This is a genomic window from Paenibacillus oryzae, assembly GCF_001675045.1.
Classification (GTDB): domain Bacteria; phylum Bacillota; class Bacilli; order Paenibacillales; family Paenibacillaceae; genus Pristimantibacillus; species Pristimantibacillus oryzae.
In genome coordinates this window covers 107,112-125,397 of sequence record NZ_LYPA01000076.1, presented here as the reverse complement: position 1 = coordinate 125,397, position 18,286 = coordinate 107,112, and the positions used below count along the sequence as shown (strand labels likewise).

Sequence of the window (18,286 nt, the reverse complement as noted above, 5' to 3'; positions counted from 1 at the left end):
GTCAGAATGTATAACTCGATTTGATGAAACAAAACGTTTACCGGTAAGGTATGCAGAAAAGGATAGGTGGGATAGGTAGGATATGTGGGAGATCTACATTCAGATGATGAAGATACAGTTTCAGAGAGTTACAAAGGGGTGTTGAAGCATTACTAATGTGCGAGGTTTCATCCTGGTCAAATGCTCTTGCGGTTGGGGTCGAGCGAGCCTCCGGGCAAAAGCTTTAAGAGGATTTGTTAGCGTGGGTGAACTGTCTTTCCGGTCATGATTGACCGTTAGAGACCATAATGGCCCGATTTGCCCTGAGGAACGGACACCGGTGTCCGCTAGCGCTCAAAAATGGCGGTTACGGGCAGGTTTATCGGGTTTTACGGACACCAATGACCTTTACAAAGTAACTTCCCGCAAAAAGAAGCTTGTAAAGGTCATCGCTGTCCGTAGGAATACATCCCCGTGGCAAGGCGAGCAAAATGACAAAATAAAGGGGCAAATATGCCCCTATTTAATAATTGCGTTGCCGAAACCAAGCAGCGACTCCACCGACTCTATTAATTTCGGTGACGGGGTAATGGCATAATCGGAGCTTAACGCTATCGTTTTTCCCGTGCTTTCATAGAAAAGAGCCGTTTCTATCGGTCCTTTATGCGAAAGCAGAAGCTTTTTCAACCTTGACAGTATTTCAGGCTGTTCCAATTCGGCAGCTACTTTAATGTACATGCGCTGCGGCTTCCTCTTTGGCCGAGGCTTGTCGTTGATTTGATTGTTCTCCATGATTTGATTCTGCTCATCGTTTTGAGAATTTCTCTCTCCAGTTGATCTTTCCTGGGATTGCAATATGGTATTCCCTTGCGACTCGCTTCCGAGCATGGATTTATCCGGCGGGCGTTTTCCGGCCGGCGCCTCTCGAACGGAACCGCGGTTTTTGGCGGATTGCTTTAAACGTCTGGCTTGGGCGGCAAGTTGTTCATCCGATGCGTTGGCGACAGCAACAACCTCCTGCACTAGAAGCTTGTAATCCTCGTCCTGCTGCTGAACCGTAGCTTGCACGATTACGATAGCCTCCCTGTCAAGGAAGCTGCTGTATCGCTTCCACACATTAGGAAACACAACGGCTTCAACGCGCATGACCCTATCCTCCAGCTCCAGAAAAGCCATGTCGCTGCCTTTTTTGCTTGTAAACGGCTTTCGTCCCGCAACCATAACGCCCAGCACAGCCACCGTGCCGTCCGGTGCTTCGGATAAATCCACCAGCCGATCCAATTGAAGCCTCTCAAACCGCTCCGCGGCTTCATCCAGCGGATGGCCTGACAGGTAGATGCCCAGCAGCTCCCGCTCCAGATTCAAAAGCTCGGAGGTTTGCAAAGGCGGTATAGGCGGAAGCTCGACATCCCAGTTTTGCACTTCTTCAAAGCCAAACAAATCGATTTGCAGCTCCTCCCGATCCTTGCGCCACTTCTGGGCGGCCTCCAGCGTTTCGCCAAGCGCACCCAGCAATTGGGCGCGATGGCCCGGCAGGCTGTCGCAAGCTCCGGCCTGGATCAGGCTTTCCAGCACCCTTTTGTTCACCACCCGCAAATCAACGCGTTTGCAAAGATCCAGCAGACTATTAAAGCGTTTATTCTGACGTTCGCGCAAAATAGCATCAATAGCCTGCGTGCCTACGTTTTTAATAGAAGCAAGCCCAAAGCGGATGGCGCCTTGCACCGGCGTGAAGGAAACGCCGCTTTCATTAATGTCGGGCGGCAGCACCGGAATGCCCATCCGCCGGCATTCTTCGGCATATTCTGCCGTCTTCCGCATATGTCCGGTCACCGACGCCAGCATGGAGGCCATAAACGGCACGGGATAATGGGCCTTCAGCCAAGCCGTTTGAAAAGCCAGGACGCCGTAAGCGGCGGCATGAGCGCGAGGAAAGCCGTAATCGGCAAAACGCACGATCATATCGTAAACTGCATTTGCGTCCTCCGCTGAAAATCCTTGCTCCAGACTGCCCCGGACAAAATGCGCTCTCTCCTCGTCCAGCACCTCGCGTTTTTTCTTGGAAACCGCCCGGCGCAGCAAATCGGCTTCTCCAAGTGAAAAACCCGCCATTTGGGAGGCAATTTGCATAATCTGCTCCTGATAAACAATGATGCCATACGTATCCGCCAATATTGGCTCCAGCGAAGGATGGGGGTATTCTACTGCAATGTGCCCATGCTTGCCCGCGATAAACTTAGGGATAAACTCCATTGGACCTGGCCGGTAAAGCGCCAAAACGGATATAACATCCTCAAAGCCCGAAGGCTTTAATTCACGAAGCACGCGGCGCACGCCGGAGGACTCCAATTGGAAAATGCCCGTTGTGTCGCCTCTGCCGAGCATGTCATAGGTTTTGAGGTCGGCATCCGAAACCTCCCGGAAATCAATTACATTTCCCGTCAGCTCATGAACCCAGTTCAGACATCTTTCCAAAATAGACAAGGTCCGCAAGCCCAAAAAGTCCATCTTGAGCAAACCTACCGCTTCCAGATGCTCCATGGAATATTGCGTAAGCGGTATGCCTTCTCCGCCTTGCTGCAGCGGCACGTAGTGAGTCAGCGGCTCCTCGGCGATAACAACGCCCGCGGCATGAGTGGAGGCATGGCGAGGCATCCCCTCCACCTTGATTGCCATATCCAGCAGCGCCTTTGTTCTCGGCTGGCGTTCATAAGCCTCTTTAAGCTCGGCGCTGCTGCGCAGGGCAGCCTCCAGCGTTATGCCAAGCTGCTGCGGAATCAGCTTTGCCGCCCGGTCGGTTTCATGAAACGGTACGTTAAGCGCGCGACCGACATCGCGAACGGCGGCTTTTGCAGCCATTGTTCCAAATGTAATGATCTGGGCGACATGCCCTTCGCCGTATTTTTGCGAAACATACGCAATGACCTCATCCCGCCGTTCATCGTTAAAGTCGATGTCGATATCCGGCATCGTAATCCGTTCGGGATTGAGAAAACGCTCAAACAACAATTTATATTTGATCGGATCAACATCGGTAATCCATAACACGTAAGCAACAAGGCTGCCCGCCGAGGAGCCGCGTCCAGGGCCTGTCCGTATGCCTTGCTCGTGCGCAAAGCGGATAAAGTCCCATACAATCAGAAAATAGTCGCTATAGCCCATTTTTTCGATAACGCCAAGCTCATAGGCGAGACGCTCCCGGGCGCTCGCCCTAAAGCCTTCATCCTTCCAGCCGGGCAATTCGCCGTAACGGCGCTCCAGGCCGCTTCTGCACAGCTCGGCCAAATATCCGCTTGAATCAAGTCCGTCCGGCAGCGGCCGGTATTGCGGCAGAGCCGCGCGGCCCAGCGTCAGCTCCAGATTGCATTTTTCCGCGATTTCCACGGTGGAGACAAGCGCTTCCGGCACATGGCGGAATAAAGCCGCCATCTCCTCCGGGCTTTTCAAATAAAGCTGGTTGGTTCCAATTTTCAGCCTGCCTTCATCCTCGACCGTTTTTCCCGTGCCGATACAGATCAGCACATCCTGCATTTCGGCATCCTCCGCATGAAGATAATGCACGTCGTTGGTTGCCGCCAGCGGAATGCCCGTTTCCCTGGAAAGCTCGATCATCGCAGCCGCTACCTTCTTCTGGTCGAGCATGCCGTGATCCTGAAGCTCCAGATAATAATCCTCTCCAAAAATAGCCCGGTAACGAAGAGCCGTCGCCTTCGCTTCTGCCGGACGGTCATAGAGCAAATGCTGAGATACCTCGCCCTTCAGACAGGAGCTGAGACAAATCAAGCCTTCTCCATGCTGCGCCAAACTTTCCATATCAATACGCGGCTTGTAATGAAAGCCCTCCAAATGGGCGATACTGCTCAGCTTCATCAAATTACGGTAGCCCGTTTCATTTTTGGCGAGCAGGATCAGGTGATAGGACGGATTTTCCTTGCGTGAGCCCTTTTCAAAACGGGAGCCCGCCGTCATATAAAACTCGCAGCCGATAATCGGCTTGATGCCATGCGCCTTGCAGGCGCGGTAGAACGGCACCGCTCCGTACATCACTCCGTGGTCGGTAAGCGCGAGCGCCCCCATGCCAAGCTCGGCTGCGCGCGCCGTCAAATCTGCGATACGGCCGGCTCCATCCAGCAGGCTGTATTCGCTATGTACATGCAAATGGACAAAAGAAACCTCTGTTTCGCCGGCCATACGCCCTCTTCCTTTCCGCTCCTGCGATTCACTCTTAAGTTTATTCATTTTATCATATTGCGGGCGGACGCGCCCATACAATGGTAAGGAGGAGGGTTGTCTCATGTCGTATTTTTTATCCAAAGCGGGTCTGGATTTTTTTATTGCGTTTGGCGTCGTAATGGGCGGGGCTATGCTTGCGGGGGTTGGCTCCATCTTTATGCTGCTGCCTCCCGCTACCGTCATGCTGGATACGGCGCTGCGGCTTAAAATATGGGCGATAGTTGCCGCAATCGGCGGCTCCATCGATCCTGTCCGGGTCATTGAAAGCAATATTTCCGCAGGGCATCTGTCGCCGGCAGCCCAGCAAATTGCTTTTATTCTGTTTGCTTTTTTGGGCGCGCATGTCGCTACGGAGCTGATCAAGCTGATGTGCAAGGGGGCTGTATGAGATATGAGGCTGCCCCTCTTTGAAAAATATTGGCGGATGACGGGCATGATCGGGGTATTTGTTGCGGGCATGATGGTTGGCGCCGCGGTTTTGAACTCCCTGTCCGTGGCCAAATTCGAAGCCATCTACAATACCAACAGCAGCCTGCGCGAAAAGATCGAGCAATATGAAAAGGATCTTCACTCCCTGAATCAGTACAAATCCCAGCATACCGTCATCAAAAGCATCCAGATCAGACTGGAGGAAGGAACGGCTGCCCAGGAGCGCGCTCCGCTGGACAAGTCATCGGAAACGATTTTGCTGAAACTGCTGAAGGAGGATTTGTCCATTTTCATAGGCAGAAGCATATACGATATCGACTCCGACGCCAAGCTTGCCCGGTTATTGCTGGAGCGTAAAACCTATATAGACATTAACGGAAAAGACTACTCGGCAGAGCTCAAAACCGTGCTGCTTGCGGAAAATGTACTGCAAATCTGGGTTCAGGCCAAACGAATCATCAAACCGCCATCAACCTGATGGTTGGCAACGCATTTTTGTGACAAACATGATACAATATGGTTACACATTCAAAAAGGAGGCTGCCCGCCGCCAATGGATTACATCATTTCATGGGTGTTTTCGCCCCTCATTTTGATTTCACTCGGGTTTTCGGCATTTTATAGCCTTAAGACGCGCCGTTCCAAGGAACCCGGCATACGTGGACTTTATCAAGCACGGACAAATATAGCAATGGGAGCTATGCTCCTGTCTATCGCGGCCGTCCAGCTCTTCCTGTCCGGCGAATCCACGCTGAGGATCGTCATCGGAGCGTTGTTTGGCGTCATCGGCTTGTTTAATGTGTTTGCAGGCTTGCGCAACCACAGCTTTTATCAGGCGAAAATACAAAGCGGCAGCAACTGATTCCGCTTAAGAGCCGCCGCCCCCTGCTGTGGGGGGGGGTGTCCAGAACGTCCATTACGGAGTACATGAAACCCAAATGAAAAGCCCAGGGATGTTATGAAAAATCAACAATCCTGGGCTTTTCGGACAATCTCTTCATACTTAATTCGCACCCCGCTTAGCTGCTTCTTACTCGGGTTTCCTCTAATAAGGATCAATCATTTGAGCCGTCAGCATCGCTTTGGCTGCCAGTCCCCTCTCATCGAACAGCTCAATTTCGAGCTTTGAAAACTTCCGGCTCAGCTCCATCGCCTTTGGTTTGATCGTAATTTCAGCATCAATACCTATCGGCCGCACAAAAAAGCTGGTCATGCTCTCCAGCAAAAAATTCCTTTTTCCGATTTCCTGAATCATTCGCCGCGCCGCCTGGGACATCAACGTTGAGAGCAGCCCCTCCGAGGCCATGCCAAGCGCTCCCGTCATCTGCGGGGTAATGCTTCCTTTGTAGCTGATTGCAACCTCGTCCGCTACCCGCTCCTCGTGCTGCATAAAGCCGGACCACATCAAATCCTCGAACGTTTCACCCGACTCCGGCTGCTTGACGGCAAAACGCATGGCATCCCAAATTTCCCGTCTCGTCACAACGCCAAGCAGCTTCCGGTGACGATCCACGATAGGAAGCAGGTCTATACCTTCCGCCGCCATCGTATAAGCGGCAGACGCAACTGTTATATTGGGCGCAGCCGTTATCGGCTTTCGCGTCATTACCTTTTCGATCGGGGTGTCGGATTCGCTCCCTGCCGCATCCTTGCCCGTCATCATGCCCACCACCCGGCCTCTTTCATCCACGACCGGAAAGCGGGAATAACCCGTTGATTGGCACAAATGATGATAATGCCGCAAATTGCCGCCAGCCCGAAGCACATCCGCCGGACGGCCAAACGTCACAATGTCCTCAAGCAGCATAATTTTTCGCTTGATGAGCCGGTCGAACATCGCCCGGTTGATCATGGAAGCAACTGTAAAGGTGTCATGCCGCGAGGAAAGCACCGGCAGCTCCAGCTTGTCTGCCAGCTCAATCACCTCGCTGCTAGGCTCGAACCCGCCGGTAATAAGCACCCCCGCCCCTTGCTCCAGGGCGCAACGATGCGCGCCTGCCCGATTGCCGACAATGAGCAGGCTGCTCTGGTCGATATAGCGCAGCATATCGTCCAGCTCCATTGCGCCAATTACGAATTTATGCAGCGTCTTCTCCAGCCCGTCTCCTCCGCCATACAATCTGCCTTCGGCAATTTGGGCCACCTCGCCAAAAGTCAGCTGATCCAGCGATTCCCGCTTTTTCCGGCCGATCCGCACGGTGCCGATCCGCTCCTTGGTGCTGACGAGGCCGGTCACCTCCGCTTCCTTGAAAGCCTTGTAAACCGTCCCTTCGCTTACCCCAAGCTCCTTGGCAATCGCCCGTACCGAAATTTGGGTTCCGATCTTGAGACCCTGGATATGCTGCAAAATCAGCTCATGCTTTGTGCTGCCGCCCCTGATGTTGCCATGAGCATCGTTCATGTCTTCTCCCCCTGCCGCATTATTCCACTCATTATACCGGATTGCCGCTCAAAAGAGTATGGTTGACCCCATCACCCAACCTGATTAGATCCCTTCCAATCCACGGTTAATTTAGTAATTTTGATATGGGCGTCAACCTCGCGGTCTTGTTCATCCTTTATACCCCACTTTTTAAACAATGCGCCAATCGTGTGGCGATTAATGGCGGATGCGGCGCCTTCTTCGATAAATGCCTGCCAATCGTAATCAATCGGAACTTTGTATCGAAGCTTATGGATGGGGTAATCATGATATTCAATACGCTGGGGGGGTATGGCTTCATAAATGGTCGAAAACAGAAACGATCCGCTTTCGCTGAATGGTCTTTCAATGACATCCGATACGAGCTGCATAGTGTATTCCACCGTTTGGGCATGGTAATTGACCGAGCAACCAAATGATCCGCGAGCCATCGCCGTTTTGTCGAGCCGGTGCGCAAAGCGATAGGTAAACAGCAAATCAAAATTAACCTTGCAATAATAAGCCCTGACCTTGCGATAAAAATCAAACTCCTCAATCACCATGCCGGCCACCTTGCCTCATTTTATTTATTCCACCATTCTAACACAATTGTCATTTTTATGTTAATTATAATAAATCATCCACATCCAGGTCAATGACTATAAACACTTTTTTAGATACATACTATATAACGTTGTTGCTATAAGTTCAAAGCTCTATCGTTAGGCTGAGGTGACATAATGAGCGACATCGGTGTAAAGATTGGGGACAATATTCGCGCATTGCGCAAAGCAAGCGGCCTTAGCCAGGAGCAGCTTGCTCTTCGTGCCGATATTAACGCCTCTTATATGGGGCAGGTCGAACGAGGGGAAAAAAATCCAACAATCGACGTATTGAGTAAAATCGCCTCCGCTCTTGGGACGCCACTGGAAAAGCTTGTCCAAGTCGACGAGCAAACAGAGCAGCGGAAAGCTTCCAATGCAGTTTATGACAAAATCGCCCATCAGCTTAATGGCATGAGCCTTAAGGAACAGGAAGCGGTTTACAGGTTCGTGAAACAGATTGTCCAGTTCAAGGAGCTGGACTGATTTAGGAGCGGAACCAACTCTCATCGCATGCAAAAGGCGCTTTCGGCATTCACTGCAGCAGTGACCCGGAAGCGCCTTTCCCTCATTTATTACGCTTTGTCCTTTCGCATCAGAAGCTTTTCGACTGTACGTTCTCTCTGCCGAGCTTTATACGCTTTTAACTGCGCCAGCCGGCGCTTTTTTTCGTTGCTCATCAGGATGGCGTTAGCGTTGCCAGCGATGATCAAAGCCGCAAAGGCCAGCCAAACCAGCCAAAATAGCGACTGTCCGCGATGCGCGGCATCGCCCGGCTCCATCGCGCTCATTCCGTACAGGAGCATGCCCGTTGCAATAACCAGGTAAAAAACAGCTTTGCCCCTGCCCATTTTTTGAGCTTTGCCGCCCATTGTTTCTCTTTGCCCCGCTAATGCCCGATCCTGTTTTATTCCCAGCGCTGAATCGCGTTTTCCTTTAACCCATTGCCGTTCCGCCATTGTCCCATCTCCTTCCACAGCTCGCTGCCGGCCTTGTCCATGCTCCCTGCCATTGTATGCATGGAAGCCGCAGGCTATGACTGCGGAATCACAAACGCACAAGCGCCCTCATATGATGAACTATTCGTGCAAACACCTATAGATCCCCGGCATAATTCGGATTTTTTCCAGGTCCGGAAGGAGATTGCAAATGCTTAAAACAAAGGTAGCCATTGGGATCGCCGGCTCCGGCACGCTGCCGGACGATACCATCATGCTGGGAGAGAGCTTTGTCCGGCATTGGAAAATTCCCAAAGGTCAGCATATCCAGCTGAAATTCGGGGGTTTCCGCCAGCATGTCAAGGTGATCCCGTCACCGCGCCTGGATGGAATGCGCATAGGGAGCGCGCTTGCAGGCCGTATGGCCTTGCCGCTCTCCGCTGCCCAATCCCGCATAACCTTGCGCATGCATTACCGGGCCGCTACAAGCACGCTTAGTCTTGGCCCCTTGATCGGCGTTTTGATCAGCAGAGATGAGCCCGGCTCTCCCGACAGGCCTTTTGGCTCCATCACGCTTTTTTGCCGCGAGCTTGTGGAGGCATGCAAAGCCCAGGGAGCATCCGTCTATTTTTTCACGCCCCAAGGCATCAGCCGCGGGGACAGCGTTGTGCAGGGCTGGCACTTTGCAGGCAACTGGAAGCAAGCCGACATGCCTGTTCCCGACATTGTCAACAATCGCCTTACCTCACGCAAGCTGGAGAATAGCCCGGCCGTCCAGCATTTTTTTGAAAATGCCCGTAAAAACTATGCGACTGTTGTGTTTAATGAAAAGTTTCTGGATAAAACCGAAGTGTTTGACGCGCTTAAGGGAGACAAAAGCCTCGCACGTTATTTGCCGGAATCGCATTTGCTAAGCAGCTACGCCGTTTTCAAAAGCATGTGCCCAAAATACGCGCATGTGTTTCTCAAACCCGTCCGCGGCAGTCTCGGCAAAGGCATTATCCGGATTTCCCACCTGGAGGGCGACAGCTACCAGGCCCTTCATGCCACTCCGTCCGGCGCGCGAAAGCAAGTATACCCGACGTTATCCAAGCTGTATGGAGCCATTTCGCTAAAAATGAAAACCGTCCGTTATCAGATTCAGCAGGGTCTGCAATTGATCGAGGTGGCCAAACGTCCCGTCGATTTCAGGGCGCTGGCGCAAAAAAACGGCACCGGCAGCTGGGTCATTACCTCCATCGTTGCACGGACAGCGGGCAATCAGCATTTTGTCTCCAACCTGGCAAGGGGCGGCACGCTCAGCAGAGTCAGCGCAGCGATTGTCAAAAGCAATTTGACCAGCAGCATTGGCGGCCAGGGAGCCGCCCAGAGGCTGCGGCAGGCGGCGCTCGCAATCGCCCAAGGCATCGAAGCGCAAATACCGGCGCATTTCGGGGAGCTAGGCATCGATCTTGCGCTGGATACGAGCGGCCGGGTTTGGCTTCTGGAGGTCAACTCCAAGCCGTCCAAAAATGACAACACTCCCTTGACGGAAGGAAAAATCAGGCCTTCTGTCCGTATGATGATTCAATACGCCCGGTTTCTGTCGGGCTTTTGAGGAGGTGGCGGCATGAAACAGGCAGGCCCGGTTGTAGCCATACTGTATTCCGCCCGGTCAAAACCGGCATCCAGACCGAACGAGCAGAACAATCGCAGTGGACACAACGGCCAGCTTGGGCAGGAATCAGTGTGTCGGGAGCCGGAGAATTGCGAACCGGAGGAGTGCGAGGCGGAGCTGGCGGAACCGCAGCTATGCAGGGAAATAGCTGCTGCGGCTGCCTCGCTCGGGATGACGGCGTATGCCTTTTCCACGCCAGATTTTGAGAAGCGAACCGGCAAGCTTTATGGCCTGTGCCTAAAGGAAAATAAATGGATCCGCCAGTCCGTTCCGCTGCCCGATTTCGTGCTGGATCGGCGATTTCCGGCTACATTGGCGGAGAAGCAAAGCAGCGCCGCCATGCTGGAGCTGCTCCGTCGCCGCAAGGGCTGGGAATGGCTCAATGGAAGCCTGCCATCCAAGCCGGAGGTGCTGCTGCGGCTGAAAGAGCAGCCGGAGCTCACGCCGCTCCTGCCTCCCTCCATGCTCTTCCGTTCAGCCGCCTCCTTGCCCCGCTTGCTGCGCCGTTATCCGCAAGGCCTTGTGTTAAAGCCGGCTTCGGGCATGCAGGGCAGAGGCATTATTGCAATAAAGACGCTTAACCTGCGCAAGGGCTATGAAATAGCGGGAAAAAACCGCAGCAACCGCAGCATACGCCGATTATTTGCGGACGAGGAGGAGTTAACGGTCTGGCTGGAGCGCTGGACTCGGGGAACCGCCTACCTCCTCCAGCCCTGCTTGCTGCTCCGGGACGCCGATAACCGGCCCTTTGATATACGCATCCTGCTGCAAAAAAACGAAACGGGGGCTTGGAGCTTCACCGGAGCGGCAGCGCGGGTAGGCGCAGCCGGACGTTTGACCTCCAATCTGCATGGCGGAGGCAAAGCCGAGCATGCCCTATCCAAGCTGAGCGCGTCGTTCGGCAAGAAGAAATCTCGCGAGCTGCTGACTACTCTCAAGGAGGCTAGCCAGCTCGCCGCGACATGCATTGAAGGGGCCTTTGGCCGATTTTGCGAGCTTGCCTTTGATTTCGGCGTTGAGCCAACCGGGAAACTCTGGCTGCTAGAAGCCAATTCCAAACCCGGAAGACAATCTTTCCGTCACATCGGAGACGCAGAAGCGCAAGCCTTGTCCGCTCTGCGGCCCTTGTTGTATGCCCGCAGCCTTGCGGGCCGTACCATGCCGGTCTTACCTGCCAGCCAGTCCGCAACCGGCCGCGCCCTCCGCCGGGATATTCCCGTCAGGAATGGGGCCGCAGCCTTAAACGTTCAGGAGGTTCATCGATGAGTTTGACAACTTGCAACGTGCACTTTTCGCAACAATCCGATAAAGTCGTCTATTTGTCCAGACCGCTCATCCAGCAGCTCCGTCTGTCCGGCAAAGGCTCCATCCAGCTCAAGCTGGGCAACGAGGTTTTGACCGCAACGATCAAGCCGCTCAAGCGTTCCGGCAATCACCTCTATTTGTCGGCCGGCGTGCGCCAGTCGATCCGGGTTCCGAAATCCGGAAATATTTATCTTCTCAGCAATGATCAGGACGAAATCAAGCTGGGACCGCTGGTTGGCATCCTGACCGACAGCATTCGTTCGGGGGAAAGCTATCCCTTCGGCACCCGTTCCGGCTTTATCAAGCAAGTGCTGCGAACCGGCGACCGCAAAGCCTACATGTTTGGCTTCACGCCGGGCGATATCAACTGGCAGCAGGAGACGGTCAACGGCTATTTCCTCAACGCCCAGGGGAATTGGTACCGCAAGGTGGTTCCCCTTCCCGACGTCGTCTATAACCGGCTGCCCAATCGCAAAGCGGAAACATCATCCTATATTAGCGCTGTCCGTGAACGGTTCGTGAAGCGGCAAATCCCTTTATTCAACTGGAGCTTCCTGAATAAAGCGGACGTTTACCGACTGCTCGACAACGATCCCGAAGCGCTGCTTCATCTGCCGGAGTCCGTTTCCAATCCCACTCCCGCCAAAATAAAAGAAATGCTGGATAAATACCAGTTTCTCTACTATAAACCCGGAGGCGGAAGCCTGGGCATAGGCATCTATCGGCTGACCCATCATCCCCGCAGGGGCTATTTTGCCCGATATCGCAGAGGCAGCGAAAACGTGCTGGTCCGTTACAGCAGCTTTCAAAGCCTGATGCGCATGCTTCAGGCAAGACTGGGAAGCCGGATGAGCCAATATGTCGCGCAGCAGGGAATCCGGCTGGTGGAAATTGACGGCTGTCCGCTTGACTTTCGTTTTCACATGCATAAAAACGGGAGCAACCAATGGGTTCCCGCAGGCATTGGCGCCAAAAAAGCCGGACGCGGCAGCGTGACGACCCATATCAAAAGCGGCGGCTCGCTTATGACGCCGGAGCATGCGCTAAGCCGCACCTTTGGCGATGGAGCAGGCGCCATTCTGCAGAAGGCCAAAGCCGTAGCCGTCAAGCTGTCGGAGTCGATCGAGCGCAACTATCCCCATCGCCTCGGCGAGCTGGGGCTTGATATCGGCATCGACAAATCGGGCAATGTATGGATGTTTGAAGCCAATGCCAAGCCGGGACGCTCCATCTTCAAACATCCGGCGCTGCGCTCGGAAGGCAAGGCATCCGTCTCCTATATTTTGGAGCATTGTCTCTTTCTGAGCCGCTTCCAAGGGGGAAAAGGCTGATGAACACAGTTCAAGAGGAAGTAGCCACAACTAAGGTTGCGCCGGCAAGCGTGCCTGTGCTCGCCATATTGACCGTATCCGACGGAAACGGCGGATTTCGCGGCAACCGCAGCAACTTTGCCGATCTCATTACAACGGGTCAAAACATGGGTTTTCTCGTTTATGTTTTGCCAGTCAAACAGTTGAATCTGGGTCGCAAGCGGTTGTCAGGTTTTCTCTACGGGAAGGAATACGGGGGCTGGCAAAAGGCCTCCAATCTCCCCTTCCCCGATATTATTTACAATCGGATTCCGCAGCGAGAGGATGAAATGACGCCGGCTGTCCGGGGCAAAATCAACGCCTGCCGCAAGCATGCTCGAGTGGCCATCTTCAATCCGGCCTTCTTTAATAAATGGGATCTCTTTGAATGGCTGCGCCGTTCCAAAACGACTAAGCCGTATATTCCAAGCACACGGCGGCTTATGAGCGTTAGCGGTCTGGACAAAATGATGCGCCGGCATGTCTACCTCTATCTCAAGCCGGAGAGCGGCAAAGCGGGAAAAGGCATCATGACCGTTCGTGTTCATGGAGAAAAAACATTGCCGTATCGGCTCAAAATTCAGGAGGAAAAACGAAGCTCCACCTATAATTGCGCATCCATGCAAAAGCTGTGGGCTCGCATTCAGAAGCAAAGCGGGGGCCATGCCTACATCGCCCAGCAAGGCATCCAGCTGGCCTCCTTTCACGACAGGCGGTTTGATCTGCGGGCGCTGGTCCAGAAAAACCGCCGCGGGATATGGGAGGTCACAGGCATTGGCGCCCGCATAGCCGGCGCCTCCAGCATTACAACCCATGTTCCGCGCGGCGGGCGGATCGATGACCCGGAGAAGCTGTTGACTTATTCATTCAATGCCGACCGCGCTCATATGCTGTTGCAAAAGACCAAAACGACGGCACTGCTGATTGCAAGGCAAATCGAACGCGCCTCCGGCCAGCGCCTGGGCGAAATGTCCATGGATCTGGGCATTGACAGCAATGGAAACCTGTGGTTTTTTGAAGCTAATTCCAAGCCGATGAAATTCGATGAGCCGCATATCCGGCAGAAGTCGTTGGAGCGGATTTTTCAATACAGCACCTTTCTAATCCGAAAAAAATGAGAATCTGCGGGAGGTTCACAGCATGGAACTGCTCTATCTCACACCTCATAGCTGGGTAAGGGAACGAAGAAAGCTGTTCCGCTTTGTGCTTGGCTTTGGCGAAAAACGGATCACGCTGGCCGCGCTTCGCGCAATGCGGGGACTGGACCCCTCTTGGCTTGATATTGGTGTTAACGGCCATGCGCGCGCGGCAGTGGTGGTGGTCAAACGCAAAGGAGCTTTAGCCGGCATTGGATTTGCCGCTGACGGCGGGGATGGCGGCTGCCTGCTTGTCGTTCATCCCGATGCCCGCAGAAGCGGGACCGGCACCGCCATTATGAAGGCGTTGATAACCAGGCTTGGTTTTCTTGCCTGCCACGTCGCATCCGACAATATTCCAAGCATGGCCCTTTGTTTTGGCCTCGGCATGAAAGCCGTCTCCATTCACAGAGGGCCAACCGGCAAATCGACGCTCCGTTTTGAAAGGGGAATCCGGCATGAGCCAGCCTGTTCTGGGCATTCTGACGCTTTACCTCAATAATGCCGGAGCGCTGGAGGAGCGGGATGTTTATCAGAAAATGACCGTTGAGGGGAAGAAGCTTGGCCTGCAGGTGTTTGTGTTTACTCCACAGGATGTGAATGAGAGCAAAAGCCTCGTCCGCGGCTTGTTCTATAATCCCGCAACCGGCCTGTGGTCGCGCAAATGGACGGCGATGCCAGCGCTCATCTTTGATCGCAGCCGTATCCAGACCTCTCACCGCTACGAGCAGCTGCTGAAATTTAGATCGCGCCATAAGGACGGCGGTTTTCTGAATCGTCCGCTGCGTAATAAATGGGCTATTCACGCCATGCTCGCCAAAGACGCGCGCTTCAGCTCCTACCTGCCCAAGACGGTCCTGTACGGAAGCGTTCGCGATGTGAAGGATATGCTGAAAAGCTGCTCCATCGTTTATGTAAAACCCGTTAACGGAACGGGAGGACGAGGCATTCTCCGCATTCAGAGGGACAGGAACGGACGGCTGCTGCTTCAAGGCAGAACGCCGTCCAGAGAAATTATACCGCCCAGGAGGGTACAGCCAGAGCGGTTGAACCATTTTTTTGCGGAGTGGCTTCAGCCAAAAACCAAATACATTGTACAACAAGGCATCCAGCTCAAGCTGAACAATGGACGGGTCCACGACTACCGGCTTTTGGTCCAGAAGGACGGCGCCGGGGAATGGAAGGTGACCGGCTGCGCAGGTCGCATAGGCGCGCCCGGCAGCATTACAGCCAACCTCCATGGCGGCGGGCGGGCGGTCAAAATGGATGTTTTGCTTAAGGACTGGATTCAGGATGACAGCCGGATCAGCGCTATCAAGCAAGAGGTTGAACGGTTCGGCCTTGGCATCGCGCAATACCTGGAGCTCTGCTACGGCGCATTGTGCGAGCTGGCTGTCGACATTGCCATCGAGCGCAACGGGCGCATCTGGATGATTGAGGTCAACCCCAAGCCCGCGCGCGAGGTGTTCAGCCGCGCCGGAGAAGCCGAGGTCTACCGAAACGCCATCATCCGCCCATTGGAATATGCTTTATGGAAATACAAACAGAAACAGAGCCGTGAGCAAGGCGGAACGTCATAGTTGCAAAACGGCTAAGCCGTAGTCTCCGTTTTCCGCCCCGCTCTTGCGTTTCCCGGAGCTGAACCGGTTCTGCCCACGAGGACAAAAAAGCGCTGGGAGCAGTCAGACTGCATATTAGCAGCGGCTGCACCTGGCGCTTTTTTCCTTGTTTGCTTGTTTGCTTGTTGGTTGCTTGTTGGATGATCTATTAAACCACGCTTGCCAGCTCCGTAAATGCGGATATAAATATATCTGCGCCTTCCAATTCGGCAGCCTTTCCGTATGTGGCGTATGCGCATGCAACAGCCGTCAGCCCGTTGGACTTGCCGGCCTCCACATCGGAGGAACGGTCGCCCACCATCCAAATGCCGGGCGATGGCTCAAGCTTATGCTCGTTGAGCAGTCTGGCGACCAGATCAACCTTGCTGGATGTGCCGTATTCCCCGGCGCTGTAAATGCCGTCAAACAAGGAAGCAATCCCTTTATGCTCCGCCACGCCTTTGACATAATGCTCCAGGCCGTTGCTGGCAACAAACAGCTTGCAGCCCCGGGCCTTAAGCTCCCGAAGCGTCTCCTCCACGCCGCCATACAAACTCCCATGTCCCGCTTCCAGCTCCTCTAGCTCATACTGGAGCAGCAGCTCATCCGCACGTTCTCGCGCTGCAAGGCTGCTATCCGGCATCAGCTTGCGCCATAAATCGTCCAGCAGCATACCAAGACAGGCCAGCAAATGGTCAAGCGGCGGCGTTTCTCCGGTATACAGCCCTTCATCCCGCAGCGTAGCGAACACGCGCGGATGCACAACCTCTAACAGCGTATCCGTCTTAAACAACGTACCATCCATATCAAAGATTAAAGCCTGCGGACGGTTCCTTCCTTCTATGTTCATCCTATGAGCGCTCCTTTTATCTTCCTTTTCTATTGATAAAATAATGCTCTTGTGCCACACTGATACTTACATATAATCAGTTACAGTGTAGCCAATGAAAGGATGTGAAGGCAACAGCTATGAACAAACCGCTGTTACGCGCCCTCACCGAGCTCAGCTCGCGCAAGTGGATTTCCAGAATAACAGGCGGATTCGCCCAATCGACGCTCAGCCGCCATCTAATCCCCCGTTTTGCCAAAATCTATGGCATCCCCGTAGAGGAAGCGGAGAAAGAGCTTGCCCAGTATAGAACGCTCAATGAATTTTTTACGCGCAGATTAAAACCGGGAAAACGAATCATCCATTCCGGCCCCCGTTCCGTTATCAGCCCGGTTGATGCGCTGATCACAGGAGCAGGAGATATACAAGCCGGCACCATCCTTAATGTCAAGGGCCAGAACTACTCCATTGACGAGCTGCTGGGAGGCTCGAAACGCGCCGACCATTACCGGAACGGCTATTATATGGTTCTATACCTTAGCCCAAGCGACTATCACCGCATTCACTCCCCTATTTCGGGAGATGTGATGGAGCGGGTTCATCTGCCGGGCAAGGTTTATCCCGTCAACGATTTTGGACTGCGCCACATGCCGCGCGTGCTGAGCCGCAACGAACGGCTGATCACCTATATTCGCCATCAAGGCGGCGAAGCAGCGGTTGTGAAGGTCGGAGCTATGAACGTCAGCAGCATCCAATATGTTCAGCAGGACTCCGACAAATTAACCAAGGGCGAAGAGCTGGCTTATTTTCAGTTTGGGTCAACCGTTGTCCTTTTGCTGGAGGATGGCACCTTCATGCCAGGAGAAGGAATCCGCACAGGGGCACGGGTAAAAATGGGAGATCCCTTGGGCGAGCTGATTTAAGACAGCTGAAAAACTCGACGCCTGGAAAGACGCGCTTGCAGAGCAATCTCAAGGCGTCTTTTTTTATCTGATTTCGGACGGGCTTCGTCCGGTATACTGCTTGAACTGGCGACTGAAGAAAAATATGTCGCGATAACCCAGCGCATCCGCCACCTCCGTCACATTCATACCGGCATGCATCAGCAAATGCTGGGCACGTTCAATACGTGTCCGAATCATGTAATTTTGAACGGAAAGACCTATCAATTCCTTAAACTTCATGGAGAAATAACGGGGGGACAGCTGCGCGCGCGTCGCCAAATCCTCTACCCGGTGCGCAACCCCGGGATTTTGCCGGATATAGTTGGCGATTTCGTGGATTGCCTCTGTCAGCTGGTTGCTGCCCTTTTTCTCTACCGGCGTCTGCTTGTCCGATCTGAGCAATTGAATCATAAGCGATTTCAACACAAGCTGGGCCTCCTGCTCAGCGGCATAGGTTTTGACCAGAAACAGCCGAACGTACCGGGAAAGCATATATTCAAAATCAACCGTGTCCTCAAGCCTGCGGTAGCGCTCAGGCACATCCGTTACATTGTCATTAACCGCAAAATGAATGTAGGTCAACACAAACGGACGCTGGGGATTATGGGTGGCGCTGGTATAATCGCCCGGGCGAAAGAGAAAGCAGCTGCCTTTGCCAGCTTCGTAATGCGTGCCGTTCACCTCGACCTCTCCCTCTCCGCTCCACACATAAAAAAGATCAAAGTTGGCCATCGGCTTTTCCCGTCTGGCCCACCTCCAGCTTGGCTCACATACAATTTTAGCGAACGATGGCAACAAGCCAAGACATTCAGGCGATACGTGGAGCATTCGTCAACCTCCTTCACGGTAAACCTTTTATTCTATTATAATAAAACACCTCCATCAA

At 53.5% G+C, this 18,286-nt stretch carries 17 protein-coding genes; 11 read left to right on the top strand and 6 right to left on the bottom strand.

What is annotated here, in order from left to right; genetic code table 11:
• Positions 1 to 498: 498 nt before the first annotated feature.
• Positions 499 to 4,170, bottom strand: a complete 3,672-nt coding sequence (locus A7K91_RS23095; RefSeq protein WP_068686840.1) for a DNA polymerase III subunit alpha — start codon at positions 4,168 to 4,170, stop codon at positions 499 to 501.
• Positions 4,171 to 4,273: 103 nt separating this feature from the next.
• Between A7K91_RS23095 and A7K91_RS23090 the strand changes: the two genes are divergently transcribed.
• From A7K91_RS23090 to A7K91_RS23080, 3 genes are all read left to right on the top strand, one after another.
• Positions 4,274 to 4,600, top strand: coding sequence for a YtrH family sporulation protein (locus A7K91_RS23090; protein WP_068686839.1), 327 nt, complete (start codon positions 4,274 to 4,276; stop codon positions 4,598 to 4,600).
• A gap of 3 nt (positions 4,601 to 4,603) precedes the next feature.
• Positions 4,604 to 5,119, top strand: coding sequence for a sporulation membrane protein YtrI (locus A7K91_RS23085; protein WP_068686838.1), 516 nt, complete (start codon positions 4,604 to 4,606; stop codon positions 5,117 to 5,119).
• A 75-nt stretch (positions 5,120 to 5,194) separates the two neighbouring features.
• The gene (locus tag A7K91_RS23080) at positions 5,195 to 5,503 is read left to right on the top strand and encodes a YtpI family protein (RefSeq protein WP_068686837.1); all 309 of its coding nucleotides are present in this window, start codon (positions 5,195 to 5,197) and stop codon (positions 5,501 to 5,503) included.
• Positions 5,504 to 5,686: 183 nt separating this feature from the next.
• Here A7K91_RS23080 and A7K91_RS23075 read toward each other — a convergent pair whose 3' ends face one another.
• Together A7K91_RS23075 and A7K91_RS23070 are read right to left on the bottom strand one after the other, a co-directional pair.
• Positions 5,687 to 7,042 carry a DRTGG domain-containing protein gene (locus A7K91_RS23075; RefSeq protein ID WP_068686836.1) on the bottom strand — a complete coding sequence of 452 codons (1,356 nt, stop codon included), beginning with the start codon at positions 7,040 to 7,042 and terminating at the stop codon, positions 5,687 to 5,689.
• Positions 7,043 to 7,113: 71 nt separating this feature from the next.
• The gene (locus A7K91_RS23070; protein ID WP_068686835.1) at positions 7,114 to 7,605 is read right to left on the bottom strand and encodes a hypothetical protein; all 492 of its coding nucleotides are present in this window, start codon (positions 7,603 to 7,605) and stop codon (positions 7,114 to 7,116) included.
• A gap of 177 nt (positions 7,606 to 7,782) precedes the next feature.
• On the opposite strand from A7K91_RS23070, the gene A7K91_RS23065 reads away from it, so the two are divergent.
• Positions 7,783 to 8,130: a helix-turn-helix domain-containing protein gene (locus A7K91_RS23065; protein ID WP_068686834.1), complete on the top strand. Its 348-nt coding sequence runs from the start codon at positions 7,783 to 7,785 to the stop codon at positions 8,128 to 8,130.
• A gap of 89 nt (positions 8,131 to 8,219) precedes the next feature.
• Here the strand turns inward: A7K91_RS23065 and A7K91_RS23060 are convergent, their stop codons facing one another.
• Positions 8,220 to 8,603, bottom strand: coding sequence for a hypothetical protein (locus A7K91_RS23060; protein WP_068686833.1), 384 nt, complete (start codon positions 8,601 to 8,603; stop codon positions 8,220 to 8,222).
• Positions 8,604 to 8,793: 190 nt separating this feature from the next.
• Here A7K91_RS23060 and A7K91_RS23055 point away from each other — a divergent pair, with 190 nt between their 5' ends.
• From A7K91_RS23055 to A7K91_RS23030, 6 genes are read left to right on the top strand one after another with little or no spacing between them, the layout of a single operon-like run.
• Positions 8,794 to 10,179 carry a YheC/YheD family endospore coat-associated protein gene (locus tag A7K91_RS23055; protein ID WP_068686832.1) on the top strand — a complete coding sequence of 462 codons (1,386 nt, stop codon included), beginning with the start codon at positions 8,794 to 8,796 and terminating at the stop codon, positions 10,177 to 10,179.
• 12 nt (positions 10,180 to 10,191) lie between these two features.
• A complete protein-coding gene (locus A7K91_RS23050; RefSeq protein ID WP_068686831.1) occupies positions 10,192 to 11,505 on the top strand; it encodes a YheC/YheD family endospore coat-associated protein in 1,314 nt (437 codons plus the stop codon).
• The gene (locus A7K91_RS23045; protein ID WP_068686830.1) at positions 11,502 to 12,875 is read left to right on the top strand and encodes a YheC/YheD family endospore coat-associated protein; all 1,374 of its coding nucleotides are present in this window, start codon (positions 11,502 to 11,504) and stop codon (positions 12,873 to 12,875) included. The genes A7K91_RS23050 and A7K91_RS23045 overlap by 4 nt, the downstream gene beginning before the upstream one ends.
• Positions 12,875 to 14,011 (top strand): YheC/YheD family endospore coat-associated protein, encoded by a 1,137-nt coding sequence (locus A7K91_RS23040; protein ID WP_068686829.1) that lies wholly within the window; start codon positions 12,875 to 12,877, stop codon positions 14,009 to 14,011. The genes A7K91_RS23045 and A7K91_RS23040 overlap by 1 nt, the downstream gene beginning before the upstream one ends.
• Positions 14,012 to 14,033: 22 nt before the next feature.
• Complete coding sequence (locus A7K91_RS23035; RefSeq protein WP_068686828.1) at positions 14,034 to 14,531, top strand: GNAT family N-acetyltransferase; 498 nt, start codon at positions 14,034 to 14,036, stop codon at positions 14,529 to 14,531.
• Positions 14,488 to 15,609 carry a YheC/YheD family endospore coat-associated protein gene (locus A7K91_RS23030; RefSeq protein WP_068686827.1) on the top strand — a complete coding sequence of 374 codons (1,122 nt, stop codon included), beginning with the start codon at positions 14,488 to 14,490 and terminating at the stop codon, positions 15,607 to 15,609. The genes A7K91_RS23035 and A7K91_RS23030 overlap by 44 nt, the downstream gene beginning before the upstream one ends.
• A gap of 187 nt (positions 15,610 to 15,796) precedes the next feature.
• Here the strand turns inward: A7K91_RS23030 and A7K91_RS23025 are convergent, their stop codons facing one another.
• Positions 15,797 to 16,477, bottom strand: coding sequence for an HAD family hydrolase (locus tag A7K91_RS23025; protein ID WP_068686826.1), 681 nt, complete (start codon positions 16,475 to 16,477; stop codon positions 15,797 to 15,799).
• 119 nt (positions 16,478 to 16,596) lie between these two features.
• On the opposite strand from A7K91_RS23025, the gene asd reads away from it, so the two are divergent.
• Entirely contained in the window at positions 16,597 to 17,379 is a 783-nt protein-coding gene (gene asd, locus A7K91_RS23020; protein ID WP_068686825.1) for an archaetidylserine decarboxylase, read from the top strand.
• A gap of 63 nt (positions 17,380 to 17,442) precedes the next feature.
• On the opposite strand, the gene A7K91_RS23015 is transcribed toward asd, so the two are convergent.
• On the bottom strand, positions 17,443 to 18,228 hold the full coding sequence (locus A7K91_RS23015) for a helix-turn-helix domain-containing protein (protein WP_068686824.1): 786 nt from the start codon (positions 18,226 to 18,228) through the stop codon (positions 17,443 to 17,445).
• Positions 18,229 to 18,286 lie beyond the last annotated feature (58 nt).

Coding starts and splice junctions, on each gene's coding strand:
- A7K91_RS23050 (WP_068686831.1), top strand. CDS start 10,192: ATGAAACAGGCAGGCCCGGTTGTAGCCATACTGTATTCCGCCCGGTCA.
- A7K91_RS23030 (WP_068686827.1), top strand. CDS start 14,488: ATGAGCCAGCCTGTTCTGGGCATTCTGACGCTTTACCTCAATAATGCC.
- A7K91_RS23045 (WP_068686830.1), top strand. CDS start 11,502: ATGAGTTTGACAACTTGCAACGTGCACTTTTCGCAACAATCCGATAAA.
- A7K91_RS23040 (WP_068686829.1), top strand. CDS start 12,875: ATGAACACAGTTCAAGAGGAAGTAGCCACAACTAAGGTTGCGCCGGCA.
- A7K91_RS23065 (WP_068686834.1), top strand. CDS start 7,783: ATGAGCGACATCGGTGTAAAGATTGGGGACAATATTCGCGCATTGCGC.
- A7K91_RS23060 (WP_068686833.1), bottom strand. CDS start 8,603: ATGGCGGAACGGCAATGGGTTAAAGGAAAACGCGATTCAGCGCTGGGA.
- A7K91_RS23090 (WP_068686839.1), top strand. CDS start 4,274: ATGTCGTATTTTTTATCCAAAGCGGGTCTGGATTTTTTTATTGCGTTT.
- A7K91_RS23095 (WP_068686840.1), bottom strand. CDS start 4,170: ATGGCCGGCGAAACAGAGGTTTCTTTTGTCCATTTGCATGTACATAGC.
- A7K91_RS23055 (WP_068686832.1), top strand. CDS start 8,794: ATGCTTAAAACAAAGGTAGCCATTGGGATCGCCGGCTCCGGCACGCTG.
- A7K91_RS23015 (WP_068686824.1), bottom strand. CDS start 18,228: ATGCTCCACGTATCGCCTGAATGTCTTGGCTTGTTGCCATCGTTCGCT.
- A7K91_RS23080 (WP_068686837.1), top strand. CDS start 5,195: ATGGATTACATCATTTCATGGGTGTTTTCGCCCCTCATTTTGATTTCA.
- A7K91_RS23075 (WP_068686836.1), bottom strand. CDS start 7,042: ATGAACGATGCTCATGGCAACATCAGGGGCGGCAGCACAAAGCATGAG.
- A7K91_RS23070 (WP_068686835.1), bottom strand. CDS start 7,605: ATGGTGATTGAGGAGTTTGATTTTTATCGCAAGGTCAGGGCTTATTAT.
- A7K91_RS23035 (WP_068686828.1), top strand. CDS start 14,034: ATGGAACTGCTCTATCTCACACCTCATAGCTGGGTAAGGGAACGAAGA.
- A7K91_RS23025 (WP_068686826.1), bottom strand. CDS start 16,477: ATGAACATAGAAGGAAGGAACCGTCCGCAGGCTTTAATCTTTGATATG.
- A7K91_RS23085 (WP_068686838.1), top strand. CDS start 4,604: ATGAGGCTGCCCCTCTTTGAAAAATATTGGCGGATGACGGGCATGATC.
- asd (WP_068686825.1), top strand. CDS start 16,597: ATGAACAAACCGCTGTTACGCGCCCTCACCGAGCTCAGCTCGCGCAAG.